Origin of the sequence: Deinococcus detaillensis, assembly GCF_007280555.1 — a bacterium.
Lineage (GTDB): Bacteria > Deinococcota > Deinococci > Deinococcales > Deinococcaceae > Deinococcus > Deinococcus detaillensis.
Genome location: NZ_VKDB01000002.1, coordinates 57,696 through 81,755, shown reverse-complemented (window position 1 = coordinate 81,755; position 24,060 = coordinate 57,696). Strand labels below are relative to the sequence as shown.

25 protein-coding genes are annotated in these 24,060 nt (G+C 63.1%); 17 read left to right on the top strand and 8 right to left on the bottom strand.

The genetic code is table 11. The annotated features are described in order from the left end of the window. Window positions 1-38: 38 nt before the first annotated feature. Window positions 39-1,031 carry a UDP-glucose 4-epimerase GalE gene (galE, locus tag FNU79_RS02925; protein WP_143719412.1) on the top strand — a complete coding sequence of 331 codons (993 nt, stop codon included), beginning with the start codon at window positions 39-41 and terminating at the stop codon, window positions 1,029-1,031. Between the two features lie 25 nt (window positions 1,032-1,056). On the opposite strand, the gene FNU79_RS02920 is transcribed toward galE, so the two are convergent. After that, a complete protein-coding gene (locus tag FNU79_RS02920; protein WP_143719411.1) occupies window positions 1,057-2,535 on the bottom strand; it encodes an NADP-dependent isocitrate dehydrogenase in 1,479 nt (492 codons plus the stop codon). A 149-nt stretch (window positions 2,536-2,684) separates the two neighbouring features. On the opposite strand from FNU79_RS02920, the gene FNU79_RS02915 reads away from it, so the two are divergent. Continuing rightward, on the top strand, window positions 2,685-3,041 hold the full coding sequence (locus FNU79_RS02915; RefSeq protein ID WP_143719410.1) for a helix-turn-helix transcriptional regulator: 357 nt from the start codon (window positions 2,685-2,687) through the stop codon (window positions 3,039-3,041). A gap of 83 nt (window positions 3,042-3,124) precedes the next feature. Next, the gene (locus FNU79_RS02910) at window positions 3,125-3,445 is read left to right on the top strand and encodes an NIPSNAP family protein (RefSeq protein WP_143719409.1); all 321 of its coding nucleotides are present in this window, start codon (window positions 3,125-3,127) and stop codon (window positions 3,443-3,445) included. Here FNU79_RS02910 and FNU79_RS02905 read toward each other — a convergent pair. Both FNU79_RS02905 and FNU79_RS02900 read right to left on the bottom strand, forming a co-directional pair. Beyond that, window positions 3,431-4,324 carry a phosphoenolpyruvate carboxykinase (ATP) gene (locus FNU79_RS02905; RefSeq protein ID WP_143719408.1) on the bottom strand — a complete coding sequence of 298 codons (894 nt, stop codon included), beginning with the start codon at window positions 4,322-4,324 and terminating at the stop codon, window positions 3,431-3,433. The two genes, FNU79_RS02910 and FNU79_RS02905, sit on opposite strands and share 15 nt — an antisense overlap. Beyond that, on the bottom strand, window positions 4,321-4,587 hold the full coding sequence (locus tag FNU79_RS02900) for a PqqD family protein (protein WP_185974586.1): 267 nt from the start codon (window positions 4,585-4,587) through the stop codon (window positions 4,321-4,323). The genes FNU79_RS02905 and FNU79_RS02900 overlap by 4 nt, the downstream gene beginning before the upstream one ends. Window positions 4,588-4,804: 217 nt before the next feature. On the opposite strand from FNU79_RS02900, the gene FNU79_RS02895 reads away from it, so the two are divergent. The 3 genes from FNU79_RS02895 (at window position 4,805) to FNU79_RS02885 (ending at window position 9,854) form a co-directional block, all read left to right on the top strand. Then, window positions 4,805-4,996, top strand: a complete 192-nt coding sequence (locus FNU79_RS02895; protein ID WP_143719406.1) for a hypothetical protein — start codon at window positions 4,805-4,807, stop codon at window positions 4,994-4,996. Further along, on the top strand, window positions 4,996-8,421 hold the full coding sequence (locus FNU79_RS02890; protein WP_143719405.1) for an ExeM/NucH family extracellular endonuclease: 3,426 nt from the start codon (window positions 4,996-4,998) through the stop codon (window positions 8,419-8,421). The genes FNU79_RS02895 and FNU79_RS02890 overlap by 1 nt, the downstream gene beginning before the upstream one ends. Before the next feature lie 71 nt (window positions 8,422-8,492). After that, on the top strand, window positions 8,493-9,854 hold the full coding sequence (locus FNU79_RS02885) for a lasso peptide biosynthesis B2 protein (protein WP_185974585.1): 1,362 nt from the start codon (window positions 8,493-8,495) through the stop codon (window positions 9,852-9,854). A gap of 22 nt (window positions 9,855-9,876) precedes the next feature. Here FNU79_RS02885 and FNU79_RS02880 read toward each other — a convergent pair whose 3' ends face one another. Beyond that, on the bottom strand, window positions 9,877-11,253 hold the full coding sequence (locus FNU79_RS02880) for an NAD(P)-dependent oxidoreductase (protein WP_143719403.1): 1,377 nt from the start codon (window positions 11,251-11,253) through the stop codon (window positions 9,877-9,879). Between the two features lie 207 nt (window positions 11,254-11,460). Between FNU79_RS02880 and FNU79_RS02875 the strand changes: the two genes are divergently transcribed. The 6 genes from FNU79_RS02875 (at window position 11,461) to FNU79_RS02850 (ending at window position 15,485) form a co-directional block, all read left to right on the top strand. Continuing rightward, entirely contained in the window at window positions 11,461-11,844 is a 384-nt protein-coding gene (locus FNU79_RS02875) for a LacI family DNA-binding transcriptional regulator (protein WP_143719402.1), read from the top strand. Then, window positions 11,844-13,316, top strand: coding sequence for a xylulokinase (xylB, locus tag FNU79_RS02870; RefSeq protein ID WP_185974584.1), 1,473 nt, complete (start codon window positions 11,844-11,846; stop codon window positions 13,314-13,316). Before FNU79_RS02875 ends, xylB begins: the two co-directional genes overlap by 1 nt. Before the next feature lie 309 nt (window positions 13,317-13,625). Continuing rightward, a complete protein-coding gene (locus tag FNU79_RS02865) occupies window positions 13,626-14,015 on the top strand; it encodes a hypothetical protein (RefSeq protein ID WP_143719401.1) in 390 nt (129 codons plus the stop codon). Then, window positions 14,012-14,440: a group III truncated hemoglobin gene (locus tag FNU79_RS02860; protein ID WP_225429841.1), complete on the top strand. Its 429-nt coding sequence runs from the start codon at window positions 14,012-14,014 to the stop codon at window positions 14,438-14,440. The genes FNU79_RS02865 and FNU79_RS02860 overlap by 4 nt, the downstream gene beginning before the upstream one ends. After that, window positions 14,437-14,706 carry a cupin domain-containing protein gene (locus tag FNU79_RS02855; protein WP_143719400.1) on the top strand — a complete coding sequence of 90 codons (270 nt, stop codon included), beginning with the start codon at window positions 14,437-14,439 and terminating at the stop codon, window positions 14,704-14,706. The genes FNU79_RS02860 and FNU79_RS02855 overlap by 4 nt, the downstream gene beginning before the upstream one ends. Window positions 14,707-14,795: 89 nt before the next feature. Continuing rightward, window positions 14,796-15,485: a Crp/Fnr family transcriptional regulator gene (locus FNU79_RS02850; protein ID WP_225429840.1), complete on the top strand. Its 690-nt coding sequence runs from the start codon at window positions 14,796-14,798 to the stop codon at window positions 15,483-15,485. Between the two features lie 24 nt (window positions 15,486-15,509). On the opposite strand, the gene FNU79_RS02845 is transcribed toward FNU79_RS02850, so the two are convergent. Further along, window positions 15,510-16,016 (bottom strand): DinB family protein, encoded by a 507-nt coding sequence (locus FNU79_RS02845; protein ID WP_143719399.1) that lies wholly within the window; start codon window positions 16,014-16,016, stop codon window positions 15,510-15,512. A 39-nt stretch (window positions 16,017-16,055) separates the two neighbouring features. Between FNU79_RS02845 and FNU79_RS02840 the strand changes: the two genes are divergently transcribed. The 5 genes from FNU79_RS02840 to FNU79_RS02820 are packed head-to-tail and all read left to right on the top strand — an operon-like array spanning window position 16,056 to window position 21,194. Continuing rightward, on the top strand, window positions 16,056-16,976 hold the full coding sequence (locus FNU79_RS02840) for an STM4015 family protein (protein WP_143719398.1): 921 nt from the start codon (window positions 16,056-16,058) through the stop codon (window positions 16,974-16,976). A 24-nt stretch (window positions 16,977-17,000) separates the two neighbouring features. Next, entirely contained in the window at window positions 17,001-18,125 is a 1,125-nt protein-coding gene (locus FNU79_RS02835; protein ID WP_143719397.1) for an STM4014 family protein, read from the top strand. Then, a complete protein-coding gene (locus FNU79_RS02830) occupies window positions 18,125-18,934 on the top strand; it encodes an STM4013/SEN3800 family hydrolase (RefSeq protein WP_143719396.1) in 810 nt (269 codons plus the stop codon). Before FNU79_RS02835 ends, FNU79_RS02830 begins: the two co-directional genes overlap by 1 nt. Continuing rightward, window positions 18,931-20,256 (top strand): STM4012 family radical SAM protein, encoded by a 1,326-nt coding sequence (locus tag FNU79_RS02825; RefSeq protein ID WP_143719395.1) that lies wholly within the window; start codon window positions 18,931-18,933, stop codon window positions 20,254-20,256. Before FNU79_RS02830 ends, FNU79_RS02825 begins: the two co-directional genes overlap by 4 nt. 11 nt (window positions 20,257-20,267) lie before the next feature. Continuing rightward, window positions 20,268-21,194 (top strand): STM4011 family radical SAM protein, encoded by a 927-nt coding sequence (locus FNU79_RS02820; RefSeq protein ID WP_263862360.1) that lies wholly within the window; start codon window positions 20,268-20,270, stop codon window positions 21,192-21,194. Here the strand turns inward: FNU79_RS02820 and FNU79_RS02815 are convergent. From FNU79_RS02815 to FNU79_RS02805, 3 genes are all read right to left on the bottom strand, one after another. Further along, entirely contained in the window at window positions 21,170-22,180 is a 1,011-nt protein-coding gene (locus FNU79_RS02815; protein WP_143719393.1) for a DUF6745 domain-containing protein, read from the bottom strand. The two genes, FNU79_RS02820 and FNU79_RS02815, sit on opposite strands and share 25 nt — an antisense overlap. Beyond that, entirely contained in the window at window positions 22,180-22,491 is a 312-nt protein-coding gene (locus FNU79_RS02810) for a hypothetical protein (RefSeq protein ID WP_143719392.1), read from the bottom strand. Before FNU79_RS02810 ends, FNU79_RS02815 begins: the two co-directional genes overlap by 1 nt. Before the next feature lie 143 nt (window positions 22,492-22,634). Next, entirely contained in the window at window positions 22,635-24,014 is a 1,380-nt protein-coding gene (locus tag FNU79_RS02805) for a nucleobase:cation symporter-2 family protein (RefSeq protein WP_124874314.1), read from the bottom strand. Between the last annotated feature and the right edge of the window lie 46 nt (window positions 24,015-24,060).

Below are 24,060 nucleotides of genomic sequence, written 5' to 3'. Positions count from 1 at the left end.
GCTCTTCTTCATCACATCTGTTCAAAAGGAGCGAACATATGCACTTAATGGTTGTGGGAGGCGCGGGCTATATCGGCTCGCATACGGTACGGCAACTTTTAGCGGTGGGTCACAGCGTCACGGTGCTGGACAACTTGTCGAGCGGTCACAGAGAAGCTCTGCCCGCAACTGTAGAACTGATCGTGGCCGACTTGCTCGATCCACCCGCCCTCAAAGCGGCGCTGCTGAGCGCGAAGCCCGACGCGGTGATTCACTTCGCGGCGCTGATCGAGGTGGGCGAAAGTATGCGGTCGCCGGGCCGCTATTACCAAAACAACGTGACCGGCAGCCTCAACTTGTTTCAGGCCATCGTGGAAACGCGCAAGATTCCGCTGGTGTTCAGTTCGACAGCGGCTGTCTACGGAGACGCCGAGAGCGTGCCGATTCCCGAGGACGCTCCCAAGCGCCCGACCAGTACCTACGGCCACAGCAAATGGATGGTGGAGCAGATTTTGCACGATTTCGGCGTGGCGCACGGCCTTCCGTACACCGTGTTGCGCTACTTCAACGTCTGCGGGGCCGCCCCCGACCACACCATCGGCGAAGACCATCCCAACAAAACCCACTTGATCGAGTTGGCACTGCTCACCGCCCTCGGTCAGCGCGAAAAAATGTTTGTCAACGGCACCGATTACCCCACCCCCGACGGCACCTGCGTGCGCGACTACGTGCATGTCATGGATTTGGCCGACGCGCATGTGCTGGCGGTACAGGCCCTCTCTGGCGGCGCAGTGAGCGGGCAGGCCTTCAATGTGGGCCTCGGTCACGGCTTCTCGGTGCGGCAGGTGCTGGACGCAGTAGACGCGGTGGTGGGCACGCCGCTCACACGGGAGGAAGGGCCGCGCCGCCCCGGCGATCCGCCGTCATTGGTGGCCGATCCCAGCCGGATCAAAAGCGAGCTGGGTTTTGACCCCAAGTTCACCGATCTAAACGGCATCGTCCAGACCGCCTGGGATTGGCACCGCACCCACCCACACGGCTTTAAGAGCTGAAGCGGGCGAGTGCTGGACTGGCGGCTTACTGACCCTGGCCCAGCGTGTAGCCCGGCACGCCGTCAAAGGTGTAGAGGTGTTCAGTCTTGATGAAATCCAGCCCGGTCTGGTTCAGGTTGGACAGCAGCGCCAGCACATCGGCGTGGGTGATCGACCCGTCTGACAGAAAGCGGCAGCGCCAGTGGTCGGACTTGAAGGTTTCAGGTATGCCCTGTGGCCAGACCTTGACGCCCCGGTTGGTCATCATCAGCAGCGGCAGGTGCTCGAGCTGGGCCGATTGCAGCACCGCCGCCAGCGCTTCCGGATCACGCTCGCCTTCAAACCACTCGAAAAAGACATCGGTGCCGACAAGCTGCTTGGTGATCGGAGCACGGGGCCTCATCTTGGGCGGCTCGGCGGCTTCGCGGGGCGTGGGGGTAGGCTTGAGGTGAACTGGAAACTGGCCGAGGCGCTCGATCACGGCGTCGGCAAATTCCTGAGTGCCCAGCACCTGACGGGTCTGCTCCGAGGCGATGTCGCGGGTATGCAGACCGTCTTCCAGGGTCTTGAGCCAAGCGTTGCTGATGGTGCTGGCGATGTCCGGCTGGCCCAGGTACTCCAGCATCAGCACCGCCGATTGCAGCAGGCCGCTGGGGTTGGCGATGTTCTGCCCGGCGATGTCGGGAGCGCTGCCGTGAATCGCTTCAAACATGGCGAACTTCGCCCCGATATTGGCGCTGCCCGCCAGGCCCACCGAACCGGCCACCTCCGCCGCCACGTCCGAGAGAATGTCGCCGTAGAGGTTGAGCGTCACGATCACGTCGTAGAGTTCAGGCCGGGTCGCCACCCGCGCCGTGCCGATGTCGATGATCTGGTGCTCGGCTTCCAGTTCGGGGTACTCGGTGCGAATCTCGTCGAAGACCCGGTGAAACAGGCCGTCGGTCAGCTTCATAATGTTGTCTTTGCTCAGCGCCGTGACTTTGCGCCGATTGTGCTGGCGGGCGTATTCGAAAGCGTAACGCACGATCTTCTCGCAACCGTCACGGGTAATCAGCTTGAGGCACTGAATGACCTCGCGGGTCTGGCGGTGCTCGATGCCTGCGTAGAGGTCTTCTTCGTTCTCGCGGATGATCACCAGATCCATCGCCGGATGGTGGGTGGTCACATACGGCGCGTAGGCGCGGCAGGGGCGCACATTGGCGTACAGGCCGAGGCTCTTGCGCAGCGTCACGTTCAGGCTTTTGTAGCCGCCGCCCTGCGGAGTGGTGATCGGCGCTTTGAGCAGCACTCCGGTGCTCCGCAGCACGTCCCAAGCGTCGGGCGCGAGGCCGGAGGTGTGGCCGCCGAGATAAACCGCCTCGCCCATGCGGACTTCGCGGGTATCGATCCGCGCTCCCGCCGCCGCCAGTACCCGCAAGGTGGCGCTCATGATTTCCGGGCCAATGCCGTCGCCACGGGTAATTGCTACCGGAACGGCGGTGAGAACGGGGGAAGCGGGGTGCGGCGCAGTGAGGGTGCTGGACATGGTGGACTCCGTGAAACGAGTAAGGGGGAAAGTGGAGGCAAATATACGAAAAACTTTTCGCGTAACACATATCGTATATCAGGAGGGTGAACGTGCTGTCAAGGGCGCGGCGACCCCAGACTCGGTTACACTCAGCTTCACCACCTGCCATGACCCCAGCCTCCGATCTTCCATCACCCGCACCGCAGCGGCCTGAGCGCTCCCCAGCGCCCGCCGGCTGGACGTTTTTTTCCAACCACAGCCACGTCCTGCTTTATTTGGCCCGCGAACCCGACATGCCCCTGCGCTCGGCGGCGCAGGCGGTGGGCATCACCGAACGCGCCGTGCAGCGCATCGTGCGCGACTTGGAGGAAGCCGGAATTCTGATACGGGTCAGGGTTGGGCGGCGCAACCGCTATGAGATTCGCGGCGAGCAGTCGCTGAGGCATCCTATAGAAGCGCACGAAACGGTGGGCAACCTGCTGGCCTTCTTGATGCTCAACCAGACCGGGCCGCAAACGGACTGAGCGCTGTGCAGCTAGAAGCTATGCAGCTAGAATTAGAGGCCTAGGCGCGGCACCGCTTCTTACCGCGCCCCTGGAGGCCGTCTATGTTTTACGAATACCGCCGTTATCAAGCTCAAGCAGGCCGCCGCGACGAACTGGTGAAGTTCATGGAGGAAACGGTCATTCCCTTTCAAGTCTCGAAAGGAATGGACGTGACTGGCTCGTTCGTGGACGAAAAAGACCCCGACATCTATATCTGGATTCGCCGCTTTGAAAACGAAGCACAGCGCGAAGAGTTGTACGCCAAGGTTTATCAAAGTGAGGTGTGGAAAACCGAGATGGCCCCCAAAATCGACACCCTGTTCATTCGTGAAAAGATCGCCGTGACCCGTATCGTTCCGACACCAGCTTCAGCGCTTCAATAAATCTTCCAGCTCGAACAAGCGGTCACGGTTCAGGCCATACACCGGGATATTCGTCAGGTTGGGCACGCAGCAGCGGGCTACGGCTTGCTGAACGCCCCTGCGGGCGGCGGGCGTGATGGGTAGGCCGCTCATCTCCCACCAGGCCCGCACCTGATCCGCCGCGCTGAGCAGCTGGCCGTGCGGCGCTCCCAGCACCCAAGTTGACGCAAGTGGCCCGCCCGCCGACCGCCCGACTTCAACCACATCTTTGCCGTGAGCGTCTTGGCCTGCGCGGCTCAGCGACGGAGCAAACTGGGAGAGCGTATCGGGCCGCAAGCGCAAATTGCTGTCCCAGCCAAACACTTCGCCCTCCGGCGAGAGCCAACCGCTGTCTTCGGCAACCACCGCCGCGCCGCGCTGCATCAGCCGCAGGGCGGCGGTGCTTTTTCCTGCGCCGCTCGGGCCGGTGATGGCGATCAAGCGCTCAGCTCCGCTTGGCCCCGCCAGCTTAAGCAGGGCAGCGTGCAGACTCAGCCACCCCGCTGCCCGCTGCGTTTCGGCAAAGGCCAGATGCAGGCCGAGCCAAGCGTCGGCGGCCCTTGACTCGGCGTCGGGGCCGAGTTCGACATGGGTGAGGCGCGGCTGCACATCAAAGGCCAGCACCTCCGGAATACAAACGCGGTTGCCTGAGCGCCGCGCTTCTACATTTCCGCCCGACCAACTCAGCCGCACGGGTTGCCCGTCTGCCCGCGCAGGCCCGCGCTCAAGCTGCAAATGGCTGGTGAGTGGCGTGGTCGGCGCTTGGTGAAGGAGTGGCGGCCTCAGTCCAGCGGCCCACTGAGCGGTCTGGGGGCTGAAAGTAACCCGGGTCGACAGACTGTCAAAGGCCTGCTGGGTCATCCGCTCTGGGTCAGCAAACCCCTCTGCGTCATCTCGCTCAGGAACGCGGAAATGTCGGCTTGGGCGGCCTGCACGCCGACTTCAAACTGAGCCGTCACCGCTGCCGTCAGCGTTTCTAAGTCGGCGGGAAGGGCCAGCCAAACCGCCCTGGCCACGCCGCTCAGTTGGTACATCTCGCCGCCTTCGTCCAAGATCACCACCGCGTCAGGCAGCTCGGTGGCCATTACTTCGGGAGTTGTCGTCCAGATCATTTTAGTGTCCATTCCACAAACGATGCTAGCGCCTCGTAAGCAGCGCCGTGTCATCGGCGCACGACTTTTGCTAAGGTGCTGGTGCTGACAAAAACCTTACAAGCTCCCCGCATACTTGGTCGGCATTGGTCTTCAAGTCGGCAAACCACCGCAGTCGTTTTCCCAGCGCGGCGCAGTGCTGCCGAGTAGATAAAGGGAAGATGAAGTCTATTCTCTCCAAGGAGATGCTATGAATCTGCTTACCCCAACCCCGCCAGAAGCCGAAAATCCCAATACCGTCAACACCAAGAAACTTCCTTACAGCCCGCCGCAGCTAGAGAAAGCGGGCCAATGGCAAGCGCTGACCCTCGCCCGCAGCTTTCCAATCGGCGTCGGTAGCCTCAACTTCACCAACACTCGCAACAATGACTGGGAGTTTTAATGCTTAAATCTGCCCCTGCCCAACCCACCACCACATGGCTGACCCGCTCGGGCCTTGCCCTCGGTTTGCTCAGCGCGGCCCTGCTCAGCGGCTGCGGCAGTGTTCAACAGCCTGCTGGACAAGCCGCCGTGACTGTGCCTGCTGTAACTGGGCCCGCCGTGACCGTACCCGCCCCAAAGCCGGTGGCCTCAGCACTGGGCCGCGTCTACGAAATTCATTTTCAGGGCGTGGGCGGCTCCAAACCCAGCGTCAGCTTGCAGCGCTTGAGCGCGGGCATTAAGGCTCAGGCCTTGGTGGACGCCCCCGACAGTCTGCCCGCGACGTTGATTGGCCTTGACACCTTCGCCGTTGGCGGCACCCGGCATGTACGGGCGGTCTACAAACTCACCAACAACACCGCCCAGACCATTCAGCACCTGAGTTTTGTGCCGATCAACACCGACCCCGACGGCAGCGCTGCGGCTCCCGCCAGCGCCCCGACGGTGGGCAGCACGTATTTCAATAGCGTGACGGATTTTGGCGGCACGGCGGTGCCTGACGCTTTGGTGAGTAGCCTGACACCCGTGACCGGCAAGGTCTTCAGCGCGGCCAGCGGCACTGTCAGCACCGATCTCGAAGCGACGCCTTACGCAGCCATCGCCGGTACAGCTGGCCTGCATCCGGCTGCGCCCAGCGGCCTCGTGGTAAATGGTGTCGCCGGCAGCGGCTGGCGCTCTGTGACCTCGCTGGCTCCGGGCGCGAGCACCAACATCACTTTCGCGGTGGATTTCCCGACCAATTCGCCGAAAACCGATCCGTTCAGCTTCAGCGTGGTGGTCACGACTGCCGATGACCAAGCGCCGCTGAATTACACCCCGGTTCACGAGATTCAGGGCGGCGGCCCGGCCTCGCCCAAAGCTGGACAGACGCTGACGACTCAGGGCGTGGTGACAGCCAACTTCCAAGACGCCGGGCAGCTCAAGGGCTTCTTTATCCAGTCGCCGGACGCGGACGCCGACACTGACGCAGCCACCAGCGAAGGCGTCTTTGTCTACTGCCCCGCCTGCGCGGTGAAGGTGGGCGACCTCGTGCGGGTGACTGGCCCCGTCAGCGAGTTCAACACCGTCACCCAGATCAACCCCGCGACGGGCGGCGTGACGGTGGTCGCCAGCGGTATCGCCTTGCCTGCGCCGATCACCGTGACTTTGCCTGTTTCCGATTGGGAACCCCTTGAAGGCATGCGGGTGCGCGTGCAAGGCGTCGTCACTGAGAATTACAAGCTGGGACGCGGCAACACCGTCAAGGTGGCCGATACCCGCCTGACCCAGTTCACCCAACTGAGTGCGCCCAGCGTTGCCGGATACGCCGCGCACAAAGCCGACATCGCCAAGCGCACCATCTCTATCGACGACGCCAGCACGGCCCAGAATGTCGCCGCTCTGTATGGCCGGGACAACAAACCGCTGAGCGCCGCCAACACCCTGCGAACTGGCGACAACGCCGACGTGGTGGGCGTGGTGCATTACGGCTTCGATTACAGCGGCCAGCCCGACACCTACCGGATTGAAACCACCTTGGCCGACGCCACCTTCACCGGCCCAGTCCGTCCGCCCGCACCGACCGTCAGCGGCAATCTCACGGTCGCCAGTGCCAACGTCCTCAACTTCTGGACGACGCTGGGCAACAACCGGGGCGACAACACCATCGACGACAGCAACAGCGGCTGCACCGACGGCGGAACCGACGCGGCAGGGCGCGGAGCCAACAACTGCACCGAGTACCTGCGGCAGTTGGATAAAGTCGTGAGCAACCTCGCGGGCCTGAATGCCGACGTCACCGGGCTGATGGAAGTCGAAAACAACGCTGCCGAAGGCAAAGGCGGCGACGCGCTGCGCGATTTGGTCAGTGCGCTGAACGCCAAAATGGGCGCGGGTACATACGCCGCCGTCAGCAATCCCAACCCCGGCACCGACTTTATTCAGGTCGCGCTGATCTACAAACCCAGCAAAGTCAGCTTGGTGGGCGCGGCGCTCAACGACACCGACCCGGTCAATGACCGTTACCCGCTGGCACAGGTGTTTCAGGCCGCCAACGGCACACAGTTTGCCGTGGTGGTCAACCACATGAAGAGCAAAGGCAGCGGCAGCGGAGCCAACGCCGACCAAAACGACGGTCAGGGCGGCAGCGCGGCGCGGCGCGAGCAGCAAGTGCCCCGCCTACTCGACTTGATCCAGAACCAGATCGTGATTGGCAGAGGCGTGCAAAACGTGATCGCGGTAGGCGACTTCAACGCCTACGACCAAGAAACCAGCTTGGTCAACTTGCGTAAAGGGCTCGACGGTTTGGCCAACACAGGCGACGACCTGTTCAACGTGTTTGACAGCAGCGTGTACTCGTACCAGTTCGACGGGCAATTCGGCAGCTTGGATCACGCCTTCGTGACCCAGAGCATGAAAGCGCTGCTCAGCGGCGACTCGGCCAAGTGGCACGACAACACCGACGAACCAGACATCTTGGATTACAACTTGGATTTCAAGAGCGCCGATCAAATCACCAACCTTTATAACGACTCGGCTTACCGCAGCAGCGACCACGATCCGCTGAAAGTCGGCTTCAATTTGCCGGCCACCACCAACCCTGCTCCCACCGTCAGCTTGTCCGGCGCAGCGACGGCCACCACCAACACCGCTTACACCCTTGACCTGACCAGCAGCGGTGCCCAGAGCGCCAACGTGACTTGGGGCGACGGCCAGACGGACAGCGACGTGGCAATCACCAACAATGCCTTGAGCCTGACCCACACCTACACCACTGCCAGCACGCCCACCATCAGCGTGACGGTTTCGCGCAGCAGCGACGCCCAAACGGTAACGGCCAGTAAGAGCCTTACCGTGGCGGCTCCCAGCACCGGCGGCGGCAGCGCCGTGAACCATCTGGTGATCAGTCAGGTGTATGGCGGCGGCGGCAACACAGGCGCTCAGTACACCAACGACTTTGTGGAGCTGTTTAACCCGACCAATGCCAGCATCACCTTAACTGGCTACAAAGTCGAGTACTTCTCCGGCTCGGCTTCGGCTGGTTCTGGCGGCTCTGTTACCCTTAACGGCAGCCTCGGCGCGGGCAAATACTTCCTGATTCAGGGCGCGGCAGGTGCAGCGACGTCCGCGCCCCTGCCGACGCCGGACGAAACCACCTTCGGCGCGAATATTTCTGCTTCAACGGGGCGCATAGACTTGACCTTGAACAGCAGTTTGGTTGACCGTGTAGGCTTCGGTGCTGGCGTGGGCGTGCAGTCTGAAGGCAGCGCCGCACCTGCACCAGCAAACACCAAATCGGTTCAGCGCAAAGCGGCTGGCTGCACCGACACCGACAACAACAGCGCCGACTTCACCGCCGACGCGCCTGCACCCCGCAACAGCGCTTCTCCCGCCACCACCTGCCCTTAAATTTCATTTCCTCAAGTCCGTTCCCAGTTTTGGGAGCGGGTTTTTTGGTTATGCTGCACATGGAGGAGCCGATGCCTTTTTCCACTCAACCCCTTCCCAGTCAATCTCAGCCCACTCAATCCTGGCCCGAAGTCGCCGTCCGCTTGGCCGATTTGCTCGTTCAAACTCCGCCGGATGTGCGGCCCGCCGACGTGCCTTTCCTAGAGCAAGCCGGCCTCACCGGAGAAGTCGCCTCTCGCCTGAGCGCTGAGCATCCGGCACAGGCCGCTTTGCAACCCAGCCGCTTGGCTTTGCTGGCCCGCAGCATGAGGATTCGCCGCCAGATGCAGGCCATGCTCTCGGCCTGGCAGGCAGCGGGCATGCCCAGCGTGCTGCTGAAAGGCTTTGCCCTCAGCGAGCTGGTGTATCCACATGCGGGTTTGCGGCCTTTTGGCGACGTGGATATTTTGATTCACGAAGCTGACTTGCCGCGTGCCAAGGCGGCCGCCGTGGCGCTGGGCTGGCACGATGACGGCCACTCGGAGCGACCACAAGACTGGACGCACGAACTGGCCCACTTGTACAGCCCTGACCGGCAGGTGCGGCTGGATGTTCACCGCTACGCCGCCGAATGGACGAATGGATCACGTCGGAGGTTGCAGCGTCTGACCCAACAGCTTTGGGAAGCCAGCCGAGAAACCGAATGGCAAGGCGTCAAGGTGCGCGTCCCTGCGCCGCCCGACATGGCGCTGCATTTAGCGGTTTCCCGCGCTTGGACAGGTGACGCAGGATTTTGCAAACCCGCCGACTACCCCGATTTGCGGGCGCTGAAAGACAGATTCGCCCTAACGCCCCAGCAGCTTGAGCGCCGCGCCGATGAATTGGGCCTGACTCGAACTTGGCGGGCTTATCTAGCCGTGTGCGATCCGTGGAAAGGCATTTTCCGCCTCGATGACGCCGCCGCCGCCCGCCAACTCCGCTGGGCCGCCGAGCGAGATGGCCGCAAGCTGTGGGGGCCGCGCCAACTACGGCGTGTACGCGACTGGCCCAGAATGCTGTTCGGCACTCTGCCAGATGTCTGGGCGGTGTACCGTCAGCGCCACACCGATCCAAGGCGTCTGCTGGAAGGCTGGCCGCTGGCACAAGGTCAGCCTCCGCTGAGCGCCAAGGAAGAGCTGCGCCTCATCGCGGGCGTGCGCCGCCTGACCCGCCTCCTCTACGCTTCCTCAGCAGGCGACTGCTTGCCGCGTGCGCTGGCAATTTACCGCACACTGGTGCGGCGCGGATATCCGGCGGTGTTTGTCAGCGGAGTACGCCGCGAGGCGGGCGCGGTGACGGGCCACGCCTGGATAGAAGGCGCTGAGGGCTGGCTGGACAGCTACGAGCCGAGAAGCAGCCGTCAACAGTACGCAGTGCTGTTTGAACGGCGGGCTGAGCCACACAGCACACCGTGAGACCTCTTCTGAATTACGTAATTCAGAGCTTTTCTACGGCTGGCTCGACACTGAGCTGTTTGGTGAAAAGCCGCTCACTGATGGCCGCTGCCGCCACCTTGCCGTCCTGAACGGCCATGACCGTACTGGCGCTGCCACGCACACGGATACAGTCGCCGCCCGCATACACGCCGGGCCAGCTGGTTTCAAGGCCGTCGTCCACCTTGATGTAACCGCCCGCCAGTTCCAGGCCCAGCGCTGCGGCCAGAGCCGGTTTTTCCTGTCCGATGGCTTTGATCACCGTACCGCACTCGATGACAAATTCGCTGCCGGGTACAGGTTGAGGGCGCGGACGGCCTGAAGCATCCGGCTCGGCCAGCGCCATTTTCAGACATCTCAGACCCGTCACCTTGCCGCCTGTGCTCAGCACTTCAATGGGCTGAGTCAGGAAGGTAAAGCCGATGCCTTCATGCAGCGCGAACTCGTACTCGTGGCGGTAGGCGGTCATCTCACGCTCGGTACGGCGGTAAACTATCTGCACCTCGGCTCCGGCGCGGCGGGCCATGGTGGCGGCGTCGATGGCGGTGTTGCCTGCGCCGATCACCACCACGCTCTGGGCGACCTGCAAGCCCAGTGGGTCGAGCTTGGCCTGCTCGATGAAAGCCAGTCCGTCAACGAGTTGCTCCTCGCCGGGAATGCCCATCGCCGGAACCGCGCCGAGGCCCAGCGCCAAAAACACGGCGTCGTGCTCGGCCAGCAAAATGTCCAGATCCACTGCGCCAACGAGTTCGCGCCCGGTCTGCACCTCCACGCCCAGCGCTTTGAGCGCCTCCACTTCGCGCTGGGCGACTTCCAGCGGTTCGCGCAAGCTGATGATGCCGTAGCTGCTTAGCCCGCCGGCCAACTCACGTTTTTCCAGCAACGTCACAGCGTGTCCCGCTTTGGCGAGTTCAGCGGCGGCGCTGATTCCGGCGGGGCCGCTGCCCACCACCGCCACGCTTTTGCCAGTCGGTGCTCCGGCCCTAAAGAGCTGCACGCCGCGTTCCTGCACGTGATCGACGGCGTAACGCTGGAGACGTCCAATTTGAATGGGAGTGTGGTCTGCGCCCAGCACACAGGCCCCCTCGCAGAGTTCTTGCACCGGACAAACGCGGGCGCAGGTGCCGCCCAGAAAGTTGGCTTCCAAAATCACGCGGGCGCTTCCGCGCAAATTCTCGGTGCTGATTTTGCGAATGAACGTGGGAATGTCAATGTGGGTGGGGCAAGCCTGCAAACACGGCGCGTCAAAGCAGTACAGGCAGCGGTTGGCTTCCACCAATGCTTCGTGGGCGCTCATGGGCGGCAGGAGTTCTTGCCAAGCGCTGCCACTGGGCGAGCGTTCGGGCAGTGCGGCACTGGGCTGAAGAGGGTCAGTAAGCATGGGCAACCTCGCATCGAAGACAAAGCAAAGCGGCGGCAGAGCCTTGGAGTAGGTCTCAGGCGGTTCACGCCCTCACTGGAGCTGACTTAACCGATGCTTAAGGGTAAGTGCCGACTGGACGCCCGTCAAGCCTGAAACGGCTCAAGTCAGGGCCGCCGCCAGTCGGAACCGGCACCCGCCGCGCTCCGGGTGTGAAACACTGCGGCCATGAAGATCAGGATCAAGGAAGTGGCCGCCGCCGCTGGGGTCAGCGCCGCGACAGTCTCAAAGGTGCTTCCCGGGCGCACTGACTACGTCCTGAGAACCGAGGATGAAGCAGGCGTGTGGGCGTTTGCTAGGGGCTGTATGCGAACCGACCTGATGCTGAAGGAAAAAGCACGCCAATTTAACGACGACAGTGAGATTCAAGCGGCGCTGAGCGCCTACCGGGTGGAGGACACCGAACTGGAGGCGCTCAGCAAAACGTTCAGCCCTGAGAACGCACAAGCCCTCAAGAATCGCACCTTTGACCGCTCAGCGCTGGGCGCACGCGGCCCCGGCCTGGAGCACCTCGATCAGCTCACCATTGATCTGATTTTGGGAATGCGTTGATGCCTACTGGTTTGGACGTGGTGCTGGGCCTAGACCTCGGCACCAGCGGCGTGAAGGTGGTGGCGCTGAGTGCGGCGGGCGAGGTAATGGCGCAGGCCCTCAGGCCTTATCCGCTGCTCACCCCCCAAGCCGGCTGGACGGAGCAGCGCCCTGGAGACTGGGCGGCGGCGACTTTGGAAGCGCTGGGCGACGTGAGCGCTCAGCTTAAGGGGGCGGGTCACACGCCCTTGGCCTTGGGCCTCAGCGGACAGATGCACGGCGCGGTCTTTTTGGACGCTGAGGGCGACGTGATTCGCCCCGCGCCGCTGTGGAATGACCAGCGCACCGGGGCGGCGGTGGCTGAAATCGAAGCTGCCATTCCCCGCGCCGAGCTGATCGCCCGTACCGGCAACAGGGCCGTGAGCGGCTTTCAGCTTCCCAAACTGCTGTGGCTGCGCTCCGCCGAACCGCAAAACTTTGCCCGCGTGCGCCGCGTGCTGCTGCCCAAAGATTACCTCGGCTTCCTGCTGACCGGACAGGCCCGCACCGAGCCGTCCGACGCTTCGGGCATTGGGGCGCTGAATCTGACGACCAAAACTTGGGATAAAGACGTGCTGAACGCTCTTAAGCTGGACGCCGATCTGTTTCCCGAGGTGGTGGAATCGTGGGCAGTGGTCGGCCAGCTTTTGCCGGAGATGGCCAGCGCAACCGGCCTTCCGGCGGGCCTACCCATCATCGCGGGCGGCGGCGACAACGCGGCGGCGGGCGTGGCGCTGGGACTGTCCAGCGGGCGGCCGGAACTCGGCAGCGTCAGCCTCGGCACCAGCGGGGTGCTGTTCGCGCCTCTCGCTGAGCCGACGCCCGACCCTTTGGGGCGCGTGCATTCGTTTGCCCATGCCGACGGCGGGTATAACCTGTTGGGTGTGACCCTCAGCGCGGCGGGAGCGCTGCAATGGTTCCGTGACAAGCTGGCCCCCGAGACGCCCTTCCAAACCCTACTGGACGAAGCCGCCGGAATTCAGTCTGCTGAGGGCGTCACCTTTTTGCCGTTTTTGTCGGGCGAGCGCAGCCCCCACATGAACCCTGATCTGCGGGCCAGTTTCAGCGGGCTGAGCTTGTCGCATGGCCGTCCGCAGATGGTCAGAGCGCTGCTGGAGGGCACCGCCTTCGCGCTGGCCGACACATATGACGTGATGCGGCCACTGTCTGGCCTCACAACTTTGCTCGCGACCGGCGGCGGCGCTCGCAGCGCCTTCTGGCTGGGTCTGGTGGCGGGGGCACTGGGGTTAGAGGTGCAGCAAACTGCCCGCGAACCCGGCGCTGCCGAGGGCGCGGCGATGCTGGCCATGCCCGCTGCCGGACTGTACGGCTCGGTGCAGGCGGTCATGACGGCGCTGGCTCCCAGCGGGCAAGCGGTGGCGGCAGTGGACGTTGCTGAAGGCCTGAGCGCTTACCAAGCAGCCCGCCAGCGAGCGGTGGGAGAGAGCATCTAGATTTCAACCATTTCGGCGGCTGTGGTTGCCGCGCTACTAGAGCATTTGAGAGGATGGCTGAGCAAGAAGCACGCTCAGCCATCCTCTCAAATGCTCTCTCTCTTCCACTCCCGTTGATTCTTGGGCAAAGCGACACCCTTCGCACGGTCAAAAAGGAATCTCTCTTTTGACCGTGCAGGTAAACCTTCCACCCTTGCCCCGGCGACCTTGACTTAGGTCATGGACAAGCAAAGCAAAGCTGATCAGATTGGAGGGGTGACCCACGTGATCACCAACCACCACCCATTTCCCAAAAAGTAAGGAGCCTCGATGAATGTTTTGGAAGCCGTCAATGTCTTGCTGGTGGGCCTGTGGATGGGAATGTATGTGTTTACGACCTTCATTGTCAGTCCAGCGTTTTCAGATTTTTTTCCAGACGCGCAGATACGCCGCGCCCGCCGGACGAGTGTGGGTAAGGCTTACGCCCGCGTCGCGGGGCCGCTGATGCTGGGGCTGGCGCTGATCATTTTTGCTCAGGGCTGGCAGGGAGGCTTCTCGGCGGCTCTGCTCACCGAATTTGGAGCGCTGCTGCTGATGGTCTCGCTGGTGGGATGGCATGTGCTTCAGGCACGCAGTGAGCAGCGCCCGCCGCCGCGCTGGGCCACCCACACGGCGCTGACGGCAGGCTTGGTGCTGTGCGGCGCGGCGGTGATGACATGACTGCGCCCGTTATGGTGACTGCACCCATTGTGGCAGGCCGTCTGTTTGACCAGATCGGTGAAATCACGTTGCGGCGAGTGCTGTGGCTTTTTTACGAGCGGGTAATGCAAGACGAGCTGCTCGCGCCCGTCTTCCGTGCCAAACTCGGCACCTTTCCGAAAGACGGCTGGCCGGTACACATGACCCGCCTCGAAGGCTTTTGGCGGGCCACGACAGGCGGGCCGAGCACTTACCGGGGCCAACCCGGGCCAGCCCACCAAGGCCACGGCCTGGAAGCCGAGCATTTTGAGCGCTGGCTGGCGCTTTGGGACAAGACTTTACGTGAGCAGCTTGACCCGCCCGAAGCCGAGGCGCTTCTCAAGATGGCCAGCCGAATGCGCGTCAATCTGGAGCGCTTCGCTACCCTACCCCTGGATAAGCCGTGAAGCGGGCCGAGTCTCCGCAGGTCATCACCGCAACCCCACATGGCCGGGTGCTGCGTTTCACGTTTGCGGCGGGTGAGGGCGTACCAACCCACAAGCATCCCGGCGCTCAGGTGGTCGTCACGGTGCTGAGCGGTCAGGTCGAGGTGACGGCTGAAGAGAGCCGCACGCTCAAGGCCGCCGAAATCCTGACCCACGATGGAGACCAGCCGCTGTCGCTGCTCGCCACCCAAGACAGCAGTGTAGTGGTGACGTTGATCCACCGCTGAGTTGATTCACCAACGAGTTGATCAACCGCTGGGCCAGTCAATCAACCCCTGAAACCATTTTGGCTTGCCGGTGTGGCAGCATAAGCGCTGTGAGTGAACGCGCCCTTGAGTTGCTGAGCCGAACAGTGATGTTTGGTGGAGCGCAGCCCGCAGTCCTGCGCCCCTTGGCAGTGCTGGGCAGCTTCCGCAGCTTGAAGCGTGGAGACATGCTCTTTCACGCTGGTGACGTGACCGAATCGCTGCACATCGTCAGCGCAGGGAGCGTGCGGGTTTACCGCTTGGCACGGAGCGGAACACGTGAGCTGACGCTGCACGTCGAAGGGCCCCGGCAAGTCGTGGCGGGAGTGGCGGCCTTTCAAAATCAGGCCAGGTATCCAGCTTACGCGCAAGCGCTTCAGTCGCCCACCGAGTTGCTGTTGCTGCCGATTGAAGCGGTGCGGCAAGCAGTTTTCCATGCGCCGGATCTGGCCCAGTCGGTAATCGCCGCTTTTGCCCGCAAGCAGGCCGAGCTGTTGTCGAGAATTGACCGCCTCGTCTTCAGTGAACTCAGCGAGCGCCTCGCCGTGTATCTGCTGGCGCACGCCGACTCGCCCCACGCTCTGCCCACCAACAGCGAACTGGCAGCCCTTCTCGGCACCGTGCCGGAGCTGGTCAGCCGCAAGTTGGGCGAGTTCTACCGCTTGGGCCTCATCAACATCGAGCGCCGAACCGTGGTGGCCTTCGACAAAGCTGAACTCACCCGGCTGGCCCATACGGGCGAGGGCCACACCCATGGATAACCGCCGGAGCGGAGCGCAAGCGCTTTACGGGTAACGCTCGGCCAAGACCTGCAGGTGCGCCCGCTCGTGTCCCAACAGGATATGGGCCAGCGCCCGCACACTGAAGGAATGGCCGCTGGCAACGCCGCGCCGCGACCAAGCGTCGGGGGTGAGCTGGCGCAGCAGCAGGAGATTGCTCGCCCTCGCCGCTTGAAATCCGGCCAGCACTTCTTCCAGATTCACCGCGTCGAAGTCGCTGGCCGCCATCCAGCCGTCTTGCTCCATGCCGGGCAGCGGCGCGGGGTCGGCGCGGGCAAACCACAGCGCCCGGAAGCCGAATAGCCGCTCGGTGTCGGCCATGTGGCCCACCACTTGCCGCACGCTCCATTTGCCCGGCGCATAACGGAAACTGGGGCGGTCTGCGTACCCCAAAATGGCCTGACGGGTCACGTCGGCCTGCACCTGCATGGCGCTCAGCACGTCATCTTCCGGCGCGAGGTCAACGTAGCGGGCGTAAAAAGGCGGGCAGTCGGCGAATTGAGAGCGGGCCATAGCCTCACCATAGCGCCGCTTCTTGGCTAAACTGAAGCCATGACGATTGGCGAACACCTGAGCAAATTCGGCGGCTTGCAGGTCACGCCCTGGGAACCCGGGCAGCCGCTGGGCGACACGGCGACCACCATTCACCGCATCAGCGTGGAGTACGACGAGGAAACGAGCTGGACGGACAAGTTTCGGGCGTTTCTGACTTTGCCGAACGTGGAAAACAGTCAGGGCTTGGTGGTCGGGATGTGGAGCGCCGAAGCGGGCGAGGACGCGGCCCCCGACGAGATGGTGGAAGCGCTGGTGGCTGCCCACGCCCAGCTTCCCCGTTTGCGGGCGCTGTTTATCGGTGACATCACCTACGAGGAAAACGAGGTGTCGTGGATCGTGCAGGCCGACCTCTCACCGATTCTGAGCGCTTATTCACAGCTCACCCATCTGGGCATTCGCGGCGGCAACAACCTCAGCCTCGGCCAAATTTCGCTGCCCCAGTTGCGCGAGCTGACTGTTCAGGCGGGCGGCCTCAGCGCCGAAGTGGTGCGCGAAGTGGTCACGGCCAACTTGCCCAAGCTGGAGCATCTGGAGCTGTATCTGGGAACCGAGGAGTACGGCTCCACCAACGCCGCCGACGATTTGACACCGCTGCTGGACGGCCAGCGCTTTCCGGCGCTCAAGTATCTGGGCCTGAAAAACAGCGACCACCAAGACGAGATCGCCCAGATGTTCGCCCACGCCCCGATTTTGGATCAGCTTGAAACGCTCGACCTGTCGCTCGGTGTGCTGACCGACGAGGGCGCAGCGGCTTTGCTGGGCAGCGAGCGCGTCAGAACCCTCAAAAAGCTGGATGTCAGCCACCACTTTTGCAGCACCGAGATGATGCAGCAGCTTGAAGCCCTGCCGATTGAAGTGGACGCCTCCGAGCAGCAAGACGAGGAAGACGATTGGCGGTTCGTGGCGCTGGGAGAATGAAGCCGTTTTGACGACAGGTCTTCCGTGAATCCCCCGCTCCGTGACGTGCTGCTGATCGCTCCGCCGCAGGGCCGCCGCGCCCGCGCTTTTCAGGACAGCTTGCGCGCCCTCGGCTGGCCCCCAGCACAAGTAATTTCGTATCTCGACTTGCTGGCGGGGCAGGTGAAGCTGGCGGATGAAGTGCGCCGAGGCAGCGTGGTGCGGTTTGAATCCACTGGTGAGGATATAGAAACCGAACTGGCCCTGATTGAGCTGGGCGGCGGCCAGCCCGCAGACCTCGCGGCAGGCGAACTGGCCGACTCAGCCGCTTGGTACGCGGGATTCAGCGCCGTGCTGCAGCAGCTCGACGCCGATCTCAGCAGCGCCCCGCCGCACAGCCGAATGCACGTCACCGACCACATCCTGACCATGTTCGACAAGCCCGCCACCCACGCCCGTTTGCAAGCGGCGGGCGTGGCCGTGCCGGACGCGCTGCCGGAGGTGCATTCGTTTGACGAGTTGCTGGAAGCGGCTGGGCAGCGTGGTTGGTCGCGGGTGTTCGTCAAGCTGGCTTACGGCTCCAGCGCGTCGGGAGCGGTGGCCTTGCAGTGGCAGGGCAAACGGGTCAGCGCCGTGACCACCGTGCGGCGAGACGGCAGGCGGATCTACAACTCGCGGCGGCTGGTGCGGCTCCATACTTGGGCAGAAGTGGCCGAGCTGATCGACGCTCTCGCTCCGCAGCGCCTGCACGTGGAGCGCTGGCTGCCCAAAGCCAACGTCGCCAAAACCGAGAACAGCGGCGGCGGCAGCATCGATCTGCGGGTGGTGGTTATCGGCGGACGGGCGCGGCACACTTTGGTCAGGCAGGCGCAGGGGCCGATCACCAATCTGCATTTGGGCAACAAGCACGGTGGCAATCAGCGCGGCGACGTGGCGGCTCTGCTGGCAGCAGTGGGTGAGGAGCGCTGGGCGGCAGTACAAGAAACCTGTCAAGCTGCCCTCGCCGCCTTTCCCGGCGCACTTTACGGTGGCGTGGACGTGCTGCTGACCCCGAATTGGAAGCGCCACGCGGTCTTGGAAGTCAACGCTTTTGGCGATTATCACCGGGGCGTTTTGGTGGACGGTCAAGACACTTACGCGGCGGAGCTAGCCGCACTGGGGCCGCTTTAATGCTGCCCGCCCGTGAGCTGATTGGAACATGCAACGTGGCGCTCGTCACGCTGGACAGCCTGCGTTTTGACGTGGCCGTGCGGGCGCTCGAACTCGGGGAAACGCCGAACTTGGCAGCTCTCTTACCGGGCGGCGCTTGGGAAGAGCGGCACACCCCCGGCAGCTTTACCTACGCGGCTCACCACGCTTTTTTATCAGGCTTCTTGCCGACGCCCGCGCGTCCGGGGCGGCATCCGCGCCTCTTTGCGGCCAGCTTTGAAGGCAGCCGCAGCACCTCGGCCCAGACCTTCACCTTCGACGAAGCGGCGCTGCCCGCTGCTCTCTCGGCACGCGGCTACCGCACGCTCTGCGTCGGCGGGGTGGGCTTTTTCAATGGCCGCTCGGCGCTGGGCAGCGTCTTGCCCGATCTGTTTGATGAAGCGCACTGGTCGCCCGCCAGCGGCGTCAAAAATCCCGATTCAGCCTCGGTTCAGATGCACAAAGCGGCGGCGGCTTTGAGCGCCCAGCCACCCGAACAAAAAGTCTTTTTGCTGCTGAATGTGGCTGCCACCCATACACCAACGCATTTTTATCTGGCGGGAGCAAAGCGAGACTCGCCAGAAAGTCAGCGGGCAGCTCTGAGAACGGTAGACGCGGCGCTGCCCATTTTGCTGGCGGCGCTGCAAGTACGCGGCGACACGCTGCTGATCGTGTGCGCCGATCACGGCACCTGCTTCGGAGACGACGGCTACTGGGGCCACCGACTGGCCCATCCGAAGGTGTGGACGGTGCCTTACGCCGAGACGTTGCTGCGGCAAACTAAGGCATGACCGCCGCCACCGCCTCCCTGCCTGATCTGCTCAGCGGCGGGCCTTACCAGAGCTACACCTACGCTTACCCGCACAAAACCGCTTACCGCCCGCTTGACCCGCCGATCAAACTCTCGGAGGCGTGGGCCACCCAAGACCGCTCGGCACTGTTTTTGTATCTGCACATTCCCTTCTGCGAAATGCGCTGCGGCTTTTGCAATCTGTTTACGACTGTGAACGCCCCACTCAGTTTGGAGCAGGGCTACCTCGCCGCGCTGGAACGCCAAGCCGAAGTGGTCAGCCGTGAGCTGGGCGGAGCCACTTTTTCGCAAGTCGCTCTCGGCGGCGGCACACCGACTTATCTGGAAGCGGGCGACTTGGAAAGGGTATTTGGGGTGCTGGACAGACAGTTTGGCGTGGCGGGCCTGCCGACCAGCGTGGAGACCTCGCCCGCCACCGCCACCCCAGATCGCCTGCAAGTGCTGGCTGAAAGGGGCGTCAGCCGCGTCAGCATCGGCGTGCAGAGTTTTGTCGAAGCCGAGGTTCGGAGCGTGGGCCGCGCCCAGCGCACGGCAGAAGTCCTGAGGGCGCTGGGCAACATCCGCGCCGCTGGCCTGAGCGGGCTGAACATAGATCTGATTTACGGCCTGGCCCACCAAACGCCGCAAACCTGGCTGGCCTCGCTGCAAGCCGCGCTGGAGTGGTCGCCGGAAGAACTGTTTTTGTACCCGCTGTACGTGCGCCCGCTGACCGGCATCGGACGGCTGGGCCGCACCTGGGACGACGAGCGGCTGGAACTCTACCAGTTGGGGCGCGAATTTCTGCTCTCCAGCGGCTACACGCAGACTTCTATGCGCCGATTCCAGAAATCCGCTCTACCACTGACATCCGAACCTGAATACACCTGTCAGCTCGACGGAATGGTGGGCCTCGGCTGCGGCGCTCGCTCGTACACGCGGTCACTGCACTATTCCAGCGAATACGCGGTGGGCGCGGTGGGGGTGCGCGAGATCATTGCCGATTACGTGGCGCGGCCTGCCGAATCGTTTGGCTTTATCACGCACGGCATTCAGCTCAGCCCAGACGAGCGGCGGCGCAGGTTCGCGCTTCAATCGCTGCTGCACTTTTCTGGACTGGACGCGGCGCTGTACGCCCGCGAGTTCGGCAGCGAGGCGCTGAGTGACTTTCCGCAACTTGCCGAACTCTCAGAACTCGGCTTGGCAAACTGGCAAACGGGTCGGTTGATCCTCACTCCCGCCGGACTGGAGCAATCAGACGCGCTGGGGCCGTGGCTGTATTCGCCCGCCGTGCGTGCACTGAGCGAGGACTACCAGTGGAGGTAAGTCACCTCTCCGTGATTTACAGAGGCCCGCTTTCGAGTTGCAATTACGCTTGCCCCTATTGCCCGTTCGCCAAGCACACCGAGACGGCGGCAGAACACGCGGCAGACGCGGCGGCGCTGGAACGCTTCATCAGCTGGGCCGAAGCGCAACCGTTTGATTTGTCCATCTTGTTCACGCCCTGGGGCGAAGCGCTGGTCAGGCCACGTTATCAGGCCGCCCTGACACGGCTCAGCCACGCGCCGCACATCCGGCAACTGGCCATTCAAACCAACTTGTCGGGTTCGCTGGCTTGGTTGGGCCATGCTGAGCGCAGCAAAATTGGGTTGTGGGCCACCTACCACCCGAATGAAGTCAAACGCGAGCGCTTTCTGGCCAAGTGTGCGGAGCTCGACACCTTGGGTGTGCGCTACAGCGTCGGCGTGGTCGGCAAGAAAAGCCACTTCGGCGAAATAGAAGCGCTGAGGGCCGCTTTGCCGCCAGAAATTTATTTGTGGGTCAACGCCTTCAAGGTGGGGGAGAGCTACTATTCACCCCCTGACTTGGCGCGTCTAAGCGCTGCCGATCCCCTGTTTGAAGTCAATACCCGCCGCTACCGCACGCGCGGCCATGCTTGCGGCGCGGGCGAGAGCGTCATCAGCGTGGACGGCGACGGCACCGCTCGCCGCTGCCACTTTATCGAGCGGCCTCTGGGCAACATCTACGCTCAGGACGTGCGCGAGTTGCTGCGGCCCCGCCTATGCAGCCGCTCAAGCTGCGAATGCCACATCGGGTATGTGCATTTGCCGGAACTCGGCGCAGCGGATATTTACGGCGAGGGCTTGCTGGCCCGCATTCCCGACTCAGGCGGGTGGGCCGAGTCTGGGGGGCTGGAAGCGTATCTGACACGCGCTCAGCAGCTTCATGCCTCCACCGCTCACGCTTCCACCGCTGGCCGATAAAGACTCGGCTCGTCAAAGCCCGCCAGCCACGCCGAGGCCGCTTGAGCGCGGGTAATGGTCGGCGGCACGCGCAGGGTGTAGCGCCTCCCCGTCGACGGGCAACTGACACACACCGCCACGAACGGCTCGTCTTCCGGCAACTCCACCCGCACCAGCACCCGTTCGCCGCCCGCATCGGTGTCGCGGTCGAGGACTCGCGCCCCGACTTCGTCCAAAAAGCGCTCGTAGCCGACCCGCTCCATCATCACGCGGCGCACTTCGGTGTTTGGCTCGGCCACGATTTCCACGCCGCTGATGGTTTCCGGCTCAAAGGCCAGCCGCTCGCTGATTCGCACGCCGCGCCAGCGCAAGGCGGGCCGCTGGGCTGGGAGAGCAGTCAGGCCACTGCCCGCCACGTCCAGCCAGCCGCTGATTTTGAGGTGCGGCGGCAGCGCCGTAACGCCCCGGCAACCCGAAAGATCGAGCTGGGCCAGTTGGTTCAGCCAGCTCGGAAGACCGCGCAGGCTCAGGCAATCGCGGGCCAGCAGATGCCCGAAACGCACCTCGGCCTGCCGGGGCCAGTTGACAAGCGCTTCACAGCGGCTCACGTTGAGAAAGCAGACGTTGAGACCTTCTGGGAGCGTCTCCAGAGAGAGGCAGTCCTGCAAGCTCAGCGAACCGACCGTCAGATTTTGGGGAAGGTGTTGCAAGCGGGCGCAGCCGTCCAGTGTCAGCCGGAACTGCACCCGCAAGCTGGCCGGAACCTCACTGAGCGGCAGGTTTTTGGCGATCAGCTCGCCGACTTGGAGGTGTTCGGGCAGAGCACTCAGCTGGGTACCGCTGATGTCGAGCGTGTCGCCGCTGAGGTGATCGGGCAAGCGCAGATTCTTTTCGCCAGATAAATCCAAGCGCCCCCGGAAGCTGAGCGGGCCGCCGACTTGGCCGCTCAGAATCACCTCTTTCGCCTGCGCCGCGCTGAGCGAACCTGTACCCAGACTGGCCAGCATCAGTCCAGCACCCGCCGAATGGCTTCGGGGCTGTATTCGCGCTGCATCCAGACTTTGTAAAGGCCGCGCGGCAAGGTGATGGTGGCATGTTCTTCGTGAATCAGCTCGGCGCTTTCGGCCAGCACCTGCGCGTAAGTGTCTGCACCGACGGTGTAGAGTTGCACGCTCGCCGCGTCTCGGAAACGGTGGCTGTGGCCGGTGACTTCGCCGCGTGCCAGCGTAACGCCGGGGCGGGGGTGGGCGGCAGGCAGATCAGAGACACTCTGCTCAGAAACACTTTGAACCAGAACATCGCCGTGACGGTAGAGCATCGGTTCCTCCTTGAGTCCATATCTTAATATCTTTACCTCAATTACGTCTATAGCATAACAGATTGGAATGGAAATCACAAGGGGAAATGTGAAAATGCCGCCCTCTGAACTTCGGGCGGCATTTGAGTGGATGGTGTTTAGCGTTAGTGAATGTCGCCCACTTGCGGCGCGTGGGCGGCCACTTCCGCCGTGGATGACAGGCGCTCACGGCCTGTGCTAAGCAAATTAAAGAGGATGTTGAGCAAGATCGCCGATAAGCTGGCCGCTGTGATGCCGCTGTCGAGAAACAAACGCGCTTGATCGGGAAGCTGGGCGTAAAAGTTCGGCACGGTGGACGGAATGACGCCCAGCGCGATGCTGATGGCCACGATAATCAAGTTGCGGTTGTCGGCCATATTGACCTTGGCCAGCGTCTGAATGCCCGCCGCCGCCACGCTGCCGAACAGCACCAAGCCTGCGCCGCCCAGCACTGGAAGCGGAATGGCCGAGACCAGCGCACTGAGTTTGGGCAAAAAGCCCAGCATCATTAAAATCACGCCTGCCACCGCCACCACGAAGCGGCTCTTAATGCCGGTAAAGCGCACCAAACCGACATTTTGGGCAAAGGCAGTGAAGGGGAAAGCGTTAAAGATCCCGCCCAGCGCAGTAGACAGCCCGTCGGCCCGCAGGCCATTGGCCACCGTTTTGGCGTCCACTTCTTTGCCGGCGACCTCGCCAATCGCCAGCAGATCGGCGGTGGTTTCTACCATCACGACCAGCATCACAATGATCATCGACAGCACCGGCACCAGGGCAAAGGTTGGCGTGCCGAAGTGAAACGGAACCGAGAAGCCGAACCAAGCCGCGTTCGCCACGCCGGAGAAGTCGGCTTTGCCCACGGCGGCGGCGATCACAGTGCCTATCACCAGACCCAGCAACACCGCCACCCGGCCCACGAAGCCGTGCCCGAAGCGGGTGATCAGCAGCACGATGAGGAGAGTAATGCCGGCCAGTGCGAGGTTACTGGGTGAACCGAAAGTCGGCAAACTCGGCACGCCGCCGCCCGCCCACTTGATCGCCACCGGCAACAGAGAGACGCCGATCATGGTAATGACGGTGCCAGCCACCACCGGCGGAAAAAAGCGCAGGAGGCGCGAGAAATACGGCGCGGCCAGCACCGTGAACAGCCCGCCCGCGATCACCGCGCCGAAAATCCCCGGCAGCCCCGCTTGCTTGCCGATCAAGATCATGGTGGCCACCGAGGCGAAGGTGGTGCCCTGCACGATGGGCAGTTTGGCCCCAAACACGCCGAAGCCGAGCGTCTGAATCAAAGTGGCGACGCCGCACATAAAAAAGCTGGCTCCAATAATCAGCACCACGTCGCTGCTGGGAAGTCCCAGGGCGCTGGCCAGCACAAGCGGCACCGCCACAATTCCCGCGTACATGCTCAGCACGTGTTGGAGGCCAAAAGCGATCATGTTCTGGGCCGGCAAAATTTCATCGACGGGGTGAACGGCGGACGGTGAACGAGCGATTTTAGTCATGACTAGGCCCCCCAAATCCCGCTAAGCTTGCGGGATAGAGCGAAAC